Raw genomic sequence first — 10,515 nt, 5'->3', positions numbered from 1 at the left:
TTGGACAAATAGACATGCTATTTCACCTCCTTAAAGCTATTAAAGACATCTAAAAATTGTGCCATTCTAGGATCTAAAACTGTGTCGTCGCATCCACAAGACTCGATATTACGATTCTTGCCACAGACTGGGCAAATACCCTTGCAGTCGTCCTGGCACAATATCTTTGCCGGGAAATTCACTAAGATCTCGTTTAATATGAGTTCATCTACAACTATTTCCTCACCATCAACAAATGAGTAAGGACCTATTTCTTCATCTGGAACTACCTGTCCTTCTGAAACTTCAACAGTTTCATCAACAGCCACAGGTACATCAAATGAAACATCTGTCAAGCATCTGTCACATGAACCAGTGATATTAGCACTAGTGTTAAATGTGATATGAAGCTTTCCAGAACCAATCATAGACAAAACTACATCAAATGGCTCTGTGCGATTGATAGTAAACTTACTGCCAAGATAAGAAAAATCATGTATGTCGCAAGTTCCAGTAAACTTCTTATTTTGATCAGGTAATGAAGTGATATCCTTAATAGAAATCTTCATATAAAATCTCCTATCCACACTTTGCCAATTATACTAAGCTTTAATATGCTTGTCAAACACTTTTGATAAAAAAGTGCATTAATTTCACAAAAATTTGATGAAATTATTTGCCAGATACGATAGCTGCTGTATCTCTTGCAATCATAACTTCCTCGTTTGTAGGTACAACGTATACCTTAACCTTTGAAGAGTCAGAAGAAACAAGTCTCTCCTCGCCAGCTACATCGTTTCTAGCGTCATCGATTTCAACGCCCATGAAACCAAGATGGTTACATACAGCCTTTCTAAGACCTGCATTGTTCTCACCAAGACCAGCTGTGAAGCAGATGATGTCTACACCGTTCATAGCAGCTGCATAAGCACCAACATACTTAGCGATGCGGTAAGCAATCATATCCATAGCAAGCTTTGCTCTCTCATTGCCTTCTGCTGAAGCAGCAATAAGATCACGGAAATCTGAAGAAATACCAGAAACACCAAGTGCACCAGATTCCTTATTAAGTACGTTCATAACACCAGCGAAATCAAGACCTTCCTTCTTTGCCATGAATTCAACAGCTGAAGGATCGATATCACCTGAACGTGTACCCATTACAAGTCCCTCAAGTGGAGAAAGCCCCATTGATGTGTCTACTGACTCGCCATTGAGAACTGCACAGCAAGATGCACCGTTACCAATGTGGCAAACGATGATTTTTGAGTTCTTAAGGTCGCATCCGTCCATCTCAGCTACACGCTTTGAAACATAGCTGTGTGATGTACCGTGGAAACCGTAACGACGTACGCCGTACTGCTCATAATATTTGTAAGGAACTGCATACATGTATGCTTCCTTAGGCATTGTCTGATGGAATGCTGTATCAAAAACACCAACCTGTGGCTTACCTGGCATAAGCTCGCGGCATGCATTGATACCGATGATATTTGCTGGGTTGTGAAGTGGAGCAAGATCGTTGCACTCTTCTACAACCTTGATCATCTCGTCTGTGATAAGTGCAGAAGCAGCGAACTTCTCACCACCGTGAACGACTCTGTGACCTACTGCATCGATTTCATCAAGAGACTTAAGAGCACCTGTAGCTTCGTTTGTAATAGCGTTGATTACAGCTGCAACAGCCTCCTTGTGTGTAGGCATAGGGATCTCTGTGATTTCCTTATCAAGACCAGCCTTCTGATAAACGATACGTCCATCAATGCCGATTCTCTCGCAAAGTCCCTTGCAAAGTACCTGCTCGCTCTCTGAATCAATAACCTGATACTTAAGAGATGAGCTACCACAGTTGATAACTAAGATCTTCATAATAATAAAGTTCCTTTCTTTATATGTTTTTCTTTCTTTAATAATTGTATACTTAAACAACATTTTAATTATATCACTAAAATTTGTCTTCTCAACCAAATTTTAATGTATAATACTAATGTAAAAGTATTTTCGGAGGAACAAAATGGTAATTGGAATAGTTGCGGAATATAATCCCTTTCACAATGGCCACAAACTGCAAATAGAATACGCCAAAAATGTGCTTGGCGCTGATCAAATAATTATCGCTATGTCCGGCAGCTTCACTCAGCGTGGTGAAATCGCATGCTTCGACAAATATTCAAGAGCCAAGGCCGCTCTTCTTTGTGGTGCAGATGTAGTTCTTGAAATTCCTACCATTTTCGCCACCAGCTCTGCTAGAGAATACGCATCAGCTGGAGTAGCTTTGCTTAATGCCACTGGAGTTGTAGATACATTACTGTTTTCAGCAGAATGTGACCGCAAGGAATTATTTATAGATGAAAGCAAAAAGCTAGTCGAACTAGAAAACTCCGGAGAAATAAATAACGAAATTAATGCTCTCGTTTCTCAAGGGATAAGCTATGCCACTGCCAGAGCAAAAGCTTTAAAGGCATTTCTATCGGAAGATATCATCTCATCTCCTAATAATATACTAGGAATCGAATACTGCCGTTATATCCATGCAAATCATTTAAATATGGATATTGCAGTTATGAAGCGCCAAGGAAACGAATACAACGATTTAAGCTTATCTGGACAGCTTAGCTCCGCAAGTTCAATACGCCAGCATTACAAGCTTTCAAAATCCTTTGAAGCAGTCCCTGAAGAAGTAGCTCCATTGTATAAAAGTATTTCGTTCGTTGCTTCAGATGATATTTCAGAGCTACTTCATTACAAGCTCCTTACCACAGAAAACTACGAGCAATACTTAGATTGCAACAATGACCTTTCAGACAGAATCAAAAACAAGCTACCTGCATTCGTTTCATTCAGCCAATTCTGTGAAGTTTTAAAAACGAAAAACTTTGAATATTCCAGAATCAGCCGAGTGCTCTGTCATATTCTTTTAGGTATTACAGAAAATGATTTTAAGGAAGCAAAAGAAGCCGGATATATATCGTATATACGAATGCTTGGATTCAGCAAAAATGGAAGTAATATTCTTGGAAGAATAAAAGAAGAATCACATACCCCTTTAATAACATCGCCAAATGAAATAATAAATAAATACGATATTATTTCCAGTGATATTTATCGCACTATCCTAACTTCAAAAACAGGCAATACATATCCAACAGAATATACTCGTAAATTTGATTTAGTAAATATATAAGAATAACAAAAAAGACACCTGATACAGGTGTCTTTCTTTCGCAGTTCCTAGCGGAATCGAACCGCTGTTTTCGCCGTGAGAGGGCGACGTCTTAACCGCTTGACCAAGGAACCATATTGCCCTGTCGCTATCAGCGACAAGACATATATTACTATGTAGCCAGACATAAGTCAAGCACATTTTTAAAGTTTTCTGGAAAGCACGCCATTTTAAATTGCCTTCGGCAATGGGGCGTGCTGTAGCAAACAGGTTCCTCCCGTACACGGGCCCCTCCTATTTACATTTCATATCCATTTGGATTATTCTTCTGCCATCTCCATGAATCTGCGCACATTTCCTTGATGCCAAACTCTGCTGTCCAGCCAAGTTCTTCCTTTGCTTTTGTAGCATCTGCGTAGCATGTAGCAATGTCGCCAGGACGACGTGGCTTAATAGAATATGGAATCTTTACTCCAGTAGCTTTCTCAAAGTTCTTTACAATATCGAGAACTGAGTATCCTACTCCTGTACCAAGGTTGTAAATCTTGAGACCTGCATTCTCCTCGATTTTCTTAAGAGCCTTAACATGTCCCTTTGCAAGATCAACAACGTGGATGTAATCACGTACGCCTGTACCATCTGGAGTATCGTAATCATCACCAAATACACCAAGCTCTGGAAGCTTTCCAACAGCAACCTGTGTAATGTATGGCATAAGGTTGTTTGGAATACCGTTTGGATTCTCGCCCATTGTACCAGACTGATGTGCACCAATTGGATTGAAATAACGAAGAAGAACTACGTTCCACTCATTGTCAGCCTTCTGCATGTCAGAAAGAATCTGCTCAAGCATTGACTTTGTCCATCCATATGGGTTTGTGCACTGTCCCTTAGGGCAGTTTTCTGTGATAGGTATCTCTGCTGGATCACCATAAACAGTTGCTGAAGATGAGAAAATAATGTTCTTGCAGTTGTGCTGTCTCATTACATCAACAAGTGTAAGTGTACCTGCGATATTGTTCTCATAGTATTCCCAAGGCTTCTGAACTGACTCACCAACAGCCTTAAGACCTGCGAAATGAATACATGAATCAATCTTTTCGTTTGCAAATACTTCGTTTAATCTATCTCTATCTAAGATATCGCCTTTGTAAAACTTAACTGGCTTTCCTGTAATAGCTTCTACTCTCTCAAGTGACTTTTCAGATGCATTACTAAGATTGTCGTATACGACTACATCATAGCCTGCCTGCTGAAGCTCTACACATGTGTGGCTACCAATAAAACCAGCACCACCCGTAACTAATATTGCCATAAAAGCACCTCCTTAAAGTTCGTTACCACATAATAGATTAGCAGAAAGTGCCAAATTATAAAAGCAGTTTTAAATCAAAAATTTGCAAAATCACTTACGAGAGGAAACTGAATTTCGTTCTATCAAATCAACATCAACTTTTATGGAGGTTGCCGAAGTACGCTCTTCTTTATCATTTACCATAGAAAGAATTGTCTTTCCGATAGTTTTTGCTTTCAAATCCATGTTCTGAGATATTGTAGTTAGTTTTGGACAACAATATACGCTTTCCGGCAGATTATCAAAGCCCACAACAGAAACATCATCAGGAACCTGCTTGCCTAGCTGGCGAAGCCCTTCCATGATTCCTATAGCCAAGATATCAGCTGTAGCAAATACGGCAGTTATATCTGCATCCAAAAAGGCTATTTTCTTTGCCGCCTCTATTCCTGCTTCAAAAGAAGTGGAACCAACAGATACAACCTTAATGTTATCCTCAAAGCCATGTTCCTTCATAGCTTTTTCGTATCCTAAATATCGTTCATTAATAACACCTTCACCACTAATAGAAGGTCCTACAAAGGCAATATTCTCATGACCTTTTCCAATGAGATAGCCTGTTGCCAAATATCCACCTTGCATATCCTCACTGCCAACATTTACAAAATCCAAATTTTCGCCGTAAGTATCAACAAAAACCATAGGAAGAGTAAGTCTTTTCTTTATAGCAACTACATCCTCTTTAAAGGCTCCAAGAAATACCACCCCATCAACATTCCAAGATGATATCAATGGAATTGCATCGATAGTCTTGTTGACACTTCGTACCATTAAATAATAATCTGCTTCTCTTATGACTTTTTCCAAAATGCCAATAATCTCAGCATTAAAAGGACTTTTCATAAAATTCTCATCATCATTTACATTTGGGATAACAACGCCTATTATCCTTGACTTTTTCATTGCCAAGCTTCTGGCGTTTGAATTAGGCACATAATGATACTTTTCTATAAGCTTATTAATCTTTTCAATATTTTCAGCAGAAACCCTGTTGTAGTTTTCATGAATCACATTGGAAACTGTTACAATGCTGACTCCAGCTTCCTCTGCTATCTCTTTCATAGTAACCATTATTGTTCCTCATCCTTTATATTTTATGTATTAATCATAAGAGATTTGAACCTAAGATTCAACAGCACCATTTCAATTCTCTTAATGCTTCTTTTAAAACAGATGGGGCATCAAGCTCTTCTAAAATATCCCAGAATTTGTTATCATTCTTGGCAAATTCAGACAAGGCAATATTATAGATTTTCTCCTTTAAGTCATATGTGATATAGGCCCTATGAAGGATTTCAAAAATATCATCCAAGGTATCATTATTTGCAAGCATAGCATTAACTATTCTTATAGAACCGCCATTGTTTAAGTCATCCTCTACATCAATCTTCAGAGTATGCTTCTTTTTATCGTAGCTAGATTCATACTTCTGGACCTGGCAATCTTCATTTAAGCCATAGATTACAAATGATATTTTTCGATTTTGAATAATCAAATCCTGATTTCCAGTTGGTGCATCAATCCCCACATCCATAATATGTTTTTCTAAATCATGCTTGACCCAGATTTTTGTAAATAAGCAATTCTGTCCATCTACATAATTATCGCTTATTCCATCATCTTCATATAATTCGAAGCATCCATCAGCACCTGCAGCAATCACGATATCAAGAGAGGTTGGATTATTTGTGGCATTGCTGATTGTTTCTTCAGATTCTAATGGAATAATTCCACCGGCCTTCATAAGAACTGGTATCGTATTTACGGTTCTAAACATGTTACCTTTAAAATCGCCATTGTAAGATATGCCTGTAAACAAATCATAATATCTGCCACTTGGCACAAACATATTTACTGCCCCCATTCTAGATACCTTATCCACCTCTTTTGTTATAGCGCCAACAATAAGCTGGTCGCCAAATGCATACTCGCTATTTAATCCGTAGGCTCTTTCATCCTCTGGATAATCAAAATACATTTGCCTAATCATTGGTAAATCCTCTTTATAGGCTAAATATTCCATCGTATACATATAAGGAATCAAACGATGGCGAAGGCGCATAAATCTATCCATTATTTCCCTATATTCTCCAGGCTGATTCCATGGTTCCTTGACAAAAAATGGATTAGCCGAACTATGCAATCTCATAATTGGTGAAAATACGCCAAACTGTAGCCATCTTATTTGAAGCTCATCACTTTTATCACCGTGCATATGTCCACATATATCGTGGCTCCAACAGCCATAGCCAATGTTGGCAGCATTTGCAGTAAAGAATGGCTGATAATCAAGACTTCTCCAAGTAGCAAAAGTGTCTCCTGAAAAACCCACAGGATATCTGTGACTACCAGGACCTGAATATCTCGAAAAAATCATTCCCCTCTTATTATCTCTTTTGGAATCCAAATAATAATAGTGATTCAATAACCAGAGAGGATCCACTCCTTCCATATTACTTTCAGTCCCCTGTTGCCAATCAATCCACCAAAAATCAACTCCCATATCCTCATAGAAATGGTTGATATATTTAAAATAGATTTCCCGAAATCTGGCATCGGTAAAGTCAAAAGCTATAGGCTCTTCATTTTCATAATCCACTCCAAGCTCTTTTGCCATATCTTGATACATTTCTTCGTATCCACGAATCCCATCTGCCGGGTGAACATTTAAAGTTACTGCCAAGCCATTCTCATGAAGTCTGCTCAAAAATCTAGCTGGATCTGGGAAAAGTTTTCTATCCCATGTGTAGCCTGTCCATCCATTGCCATATTTAGGATCTACCTCTGTAATGTGCCAATCCATATCAATAACTGCCACAGAAAATGGAACCTTCTCTTTTTTGAAATCATCAACAAGTGTTAGATAGCTTGCCTCGGTGTATTTGTAAAATCTGCTCCACCAATTTCCCAAAGCGTATCTAGGAATCATAGGAGCCTTGCCTGTAAGGGCGTAGAAGGCCTTCAGCCCACCCTTAAAGTCTCTACCATAACCGAAGAAATAAATATCAATGCCGACATTTACTCTTGGTCGAATTTGCCCATCCACTATCAACGCACTTTTACTGTCTTCAATAACTGCAAAACCCTCTTCAGAAAATAATCCATTCTCAAGTCTAACTGGGCCATCCGCCTCATCTAATGTTCTGGCAGTTCCAAGAAAATTTCTGCCTGTTTCATTGTAAGTCCATGTGTTGTTATTTGCTTTTAAAGTTATGGATAAACCAAATCCTGAAAATTCTTGTTCATCATAGTTTATAATCAACCCATCAGTTTCAATGCAAATTCCTTTTTCAGTCTTCCACTGCTTGTATGAAACTGCAGGAAACATTCTATTTGATACAATCTGAGTCGGTTCATCAACAAACTGTCCATCAGCCTGATACTCAAGACGCACCAGCCTATCTGTTAAAACCGATATTCTATATTTATTCATAATTATCCCTTTACAGAACCTGAAAGTCCTTCAACATAATATTTTTGTAAGCTAATAAATAAAGCTGCAATAGGAATAGATATTAAAACAGCTCCCGCAGCAAACTGTTTAAAGTATTTATCAATATTGTCCTGTGTAAGCATTCCATATAAGCCCATAGCGATTGTGTACTTATCTGACTTATCTCCTAAGATTACACTTGCAAAGATATAATCTGCCCATGGTGCTGTAAAAGACGTCAGTATTGTGTAAATGATGATTGGCTTTGAAATTGGAATTGTTATCTTCGTAAACACAGTCCATTTTGATGCGCCATCAAGATATGCCGCCTCATCAAGAGCGCGAGGAATAGTATCGAAAAATCCCTTAGCAACATAATATGTCAGCGCAGCACTTGCAGAATAAACTATTACAAGAGCCAGCAATGATTGAGCTATGCCAATTCCCTTTAAAATGTAATAAACAGCAATCATAGACATAAATGCAGGAAACATTCCAAGCACCAACAGAAGGTTCATAATCAGTTTTCTTCCCTTAAATCTGATTCTAGATATCGTATATGCGGTAGCCAGAACTATCAGTGTGCTAATAACACACGAGAAAACTGAAACAATAAATGTATTCAGGAACCATCTACCATAGTGGAACTTACTAGATGAAGACAATAATTGCTTGTAATTATCCAAGCTAAATTCCTTTGGTATTAAATAATTTACATAAAAGTTTCCCTCGCCTCTGAGAGAATTCATTACGATATAGAATATAGGAAACAGCCAAACCACCGACATAACAACTAGTACAATATAGCCAGGATCAATCTTTGCTGATTTCATAGAATAAATCAGTCCCAAAAGGATCAATATCAATGTGAACCAATATCCTATATTAAAGTTTCTTATCAAAAAACTATCATAATTATAATTGGCAGATAATAAGCTTCTCATACCAAACATTTCTTGTATCAGGAAAAGAATTGTAGCCGTGTCAACTCCAATAAGCCCGTATGCAGTCCCTCTCATGGGATGCGCCATCAAAACAATGGCCATTCCCATGGAAAGAACCAGGAGTATAATTGGGGCTAGTCCCCTGAAGAAAGAAGAAGTATCTATACCATTCGAAACAATATATGAAATGAATCCGAATCCATTCATATTGCTATCTTCTATTTTTATCCAAGGACAAATAACACATAACGCAGCCAATATATTTATAATTCCAGCTATTTTTACATATCTTCTATTTAAACCATTAACATTAATCATAACTGCAATCCCTCCTCGTTTTTAAATGCATTTGAACGAGTATAAACAAATATCGAAGTTGACGCTGATATTATAAATATCACAATACCAATAGCCGCTGCGTAGTTGTAATCCATACTGTCCTTTGTCAGCTTGTAAAGCCAGGTTACAAGCAAATCCGTTTTTCCTGCTCCCTTGAAATAGTCCAAAGTAAGTGGTCCACCCTGGGTAAGGAAATAAATTGGATTAAAGTTATTTACATTTGAAATAAAGTTCGAAATCAAATATGGAGTTGTTATAAACCACATATATGGGAATGTTATCTTTGTAAACATTTTAAATGGGCTTGCACCATCAATTCTGGCACTCTCATATAAATCAGCAGGAATGTTGGTCAAAATGCCCGTTGCAATAAGCATGGTATATGGAATACCAACCCACATATTAGCTACAATAACAGTTACTCTAGCCCAGGTTGCATCTGTCAAGAATGGCAACGGACTTGTGATAAATCCCATATTAATCAGTTGAGTATTAATAACTCCATTTTTATTAAGCATCGTCCTCACTACTAGAAGACTTACGAATGAAGGAATGGCAATAGTTAATACAAATATTGTTCGCCAAACCTTTTTTAATTTAATCCCCTTTTTGTTAATTAGAATTGCGAGGAAAATTCCTCCAAAATAATTTGTGAATGTAGCGAAAATTGCCCATATTAATGTCCAACCAAGAATTGGCCAGAATGTTTGGGAAAGCTTTTCAGTGGAACCCAGAAGTGTTTTAAAGTTATCCAAGCCTACCCAATCAAACAAATTTCCTGGTGGTTGATGATTTACATCATAATTCGTGAATGCCATAAGAATCATGTACACCAATGGCATAACTGTAAAAATAAGTAATCCCAAAAGTGGAATAAATAAAAGTAACTTGTGTACGTCTCTATCAAAAAGTGCTTTTATCTCATCCTTAAAGGACTCCACTTTTTTGCCCAAGTTATATCTTTCAATCGCATCTTTTCCAGATTTAACTGACAACCACCAGGCAATAATAAATAAGGCAATTACAAAAAGAGTTATAACTCCTCCTAGTAATAGCAGCATGGAATTATCACCATCAACACGGTCATATATTCCTGTCTCTTCATTGAACACCATTCCTTGCTGATTAGTGCCAAGTGTAATTAATCCGATTATTGAATCCACACCTTTAAGTATCACAAACAATATAAATGCAATCTCAGATGCTAAGAACAATAATCCTTTTGTAATTTGCCCAGCTTGTATATTCCATAATCCCATGCATATGTAGCCAATAGGATTCCTTCGTAACTCTTTTTTCATTG

8 protein-coding genes and 1 tRNA gene are annotated in these 10,515 nt (G+C 37.6%); 1 reads left to right on the top strand and 8 read right to left on the bottom strand.

Annotated features, from left to right (window positions below; all coding sequences use genetic code 11):
- Positions 1-17: 17 nt before the first annotated feature.
- Together E7274_RS09355 and E7274_RS09350 are read right to left on the bottom strand one after the other, a co-directional pair.
- Positions 18-548 (bottom strand): YceD family protein, encoded by a 531-nt coding sequence (locus tag E7274_RS09355; protein ID WP_033154021.1) that lies wholly within the window; start codon positions 546-548, stop codon positions 18-20.
- Positions 549-651: 103 nt separating this feature from the next.
- The gene (locus E7274_RS09350) at positions 652-1,848 is read right to left on the bottom strand and encodes an acetate/propionate family kinase (RefSeq protein ID WP_304175479.1); all 1,197 of its coding nucleotides are present in this window, start codon (positions 1,846-1,848) and stop codon (positions 652-654) included.
- Positions 1,849-1,993: 145 nt separating this feature from the next.
- Here E7274_RS09350 and E7274_RS09345 point away from each other — a divergent pair, with 145 nt between their 5' ends.
- The gene (locus tag E7274_RS09345) at positions 1,994-3,163 is read left to right on the top strand and encodes a tRNA(Met) cytidine acetate ligase (RefSeq protein ID WP_304175476.1); all 1,170 of its coding nucleotides are present in this window, start codon (positions 1,994-1,996) and stop codon (positions 3,161-3,163) included.
- Positions 3,164-3,204: 41 nt separating this feature from the next.
- Here E7274_RS09345 and E7274_RS09340 read toward each other — a convergent pair.
- The 6 genes from E7274_RS09340 to E7274_RS09315 all read right to left on the bottom strand — a co-directional run bounded on the left by E7274_RS09340 (position 3,205) and on the right by E7274_RS09315 (position 10,513).
- Positions 3,205-3,276 (bottom strand) — tRNA-Glu (locus E7274_RS09340).
- Positions 3,277-3,440: 164 nt separating this feature from the next.
- Positions 3,441-4,457: a UDP-glucose 4-epimerase GalE gene (gene galE, locus E7274_RS09335; RefSeq protein ID WP_304175474.1), complete on the bottom strand. Its 1,017-nt coding sequence runs from the start codon at positions 4,455-4,457 to the stop codon at positions 3,441-3,443.
- Between the two features lie 90 nt (positions 4,458-4,547).
- Positions 4,548-5,567, bottom strand: a complete 1,020-nt coding sequence (locus E7274_RS09330; RefSeq protein ID WP_304175472.1) for a LacI family DNA-binding transcriptional regulator — start codon at positions 5,565-5,567, stop codon at positions 4,548-4,550.
- A gap of 58 nt (positions 5,568-5,625) precedes the next feature.
- Complete coding sequence (locus E7274_RS09325) at positions 5,626-7,929, bottom strand: glycoside hydrolase family 31 protein (RefSeq protein ID WP_304175470.1); 2,304 nt, start codon at positions 7,927-7,929, stop codon at positions 5,626-5,628.
- 2 nt (positions 7,930-7,931) lie between these two features.
- The gene (locus tag E7274_RS09320) at positions 7,932-9,191 is read right to left on the bottom strand and encodes a sugar ABC transporter permease (protein ID WP_330598838.1); all 1,260 of its coding nucleotides are present in this window, start codon (positions 9,189-9,191) and stop codon (positions 7,932-7,934) included.
- Positions 9,188-10,513: a carbohydrate ABC transporter permease gene (locus E7274_RS09315; RefSeq protein ID WP_304175468.1), complete on the bottom strand. Its 1,326-nt coding sequence runs from the start codon at positions 10,511-10,513 to the stop codon at positions 9,188-9,190. Before E7274_RS09315 ends, E7274_RS09320 begins: the two co-directional genes overlap by 4 nt.
- Positions 10,514-10,515 lie beyond the last annotated feature (2 nt).

Origin of the sequence: Pseudobutyrivibrio ruminis, assembly GCF_015057245.1 — a bacterium.
Classification (GTDB): domain Bacteria; phylum Bacillota; class Clostridia; order Lachnospirales; family Lachnospiraceae; genus Pseudobutyrivibrio; species Pseudobutyrivibrio ruminis_E.
The sequence above is the reverse complement of the archived record's forward strand: the minus strand, read 5'-3'. Positions and strand labels throughout refer to the sequence as shown.

Bases quoted from the DNA above. Each gene is read 5' to 3' on its own strand.
- galE (WP_304175474.1), bottom strand. From the start codon at position 4,457: ATGGCAATATTAGTTACGGGTGGTGCTGGTTTTATTGGTAGCCACACA.
- E7274_RS09325 (WP_304175470.1), bottom strand. From the start codon at position 7,929: ATGAATAAATATAGAATATCGGTTTTAACAGATAGGCTGGTGCGTCTT.
- E7274_RS09345 (WP_304175476.1), top strand. From the start codon at position 1,994: ATGGTAATTGGAATAGTTGCGGAATATAATCCCTTTCACAATGGCCAC.
- E7274_RS09320 (WP_330598838.1), bottom strand. From the start codon at position 9,191: ATGATTAATGTTAATGGTTTAAATAGAAGATATGTAAAAATAGCTGGA.
- E7274_RS09350 (WP_304175479.1), bottom strand. From the start codon at position 1,848: ATGAAGATCTTAGTTATCAACTGTGGTAGCTCATCTCTTAAGTATCAG.
- E7274_RS09330 (WP_304175472.1), bottom strand. From the start codon at position 5,567: ATGGTTACTATGAAAGAGATAGCAGAGGAAGCTGGAGTCAGCATTGTA.
- E7274_RS09355 (WP_033154021.1), bottom strand. From the start codon at position 548: ATGAAGATTTCTATTAAGGATATCACTTCATTACCTGATCAAAATAAG.
- E7274_RS09315 (WP_304175468.1), bottom strand. From the start codon at position 10,513: ATGAAAAAAGAGTTACGAAGGAATCCTATTGGCTACATATGCATGGGA.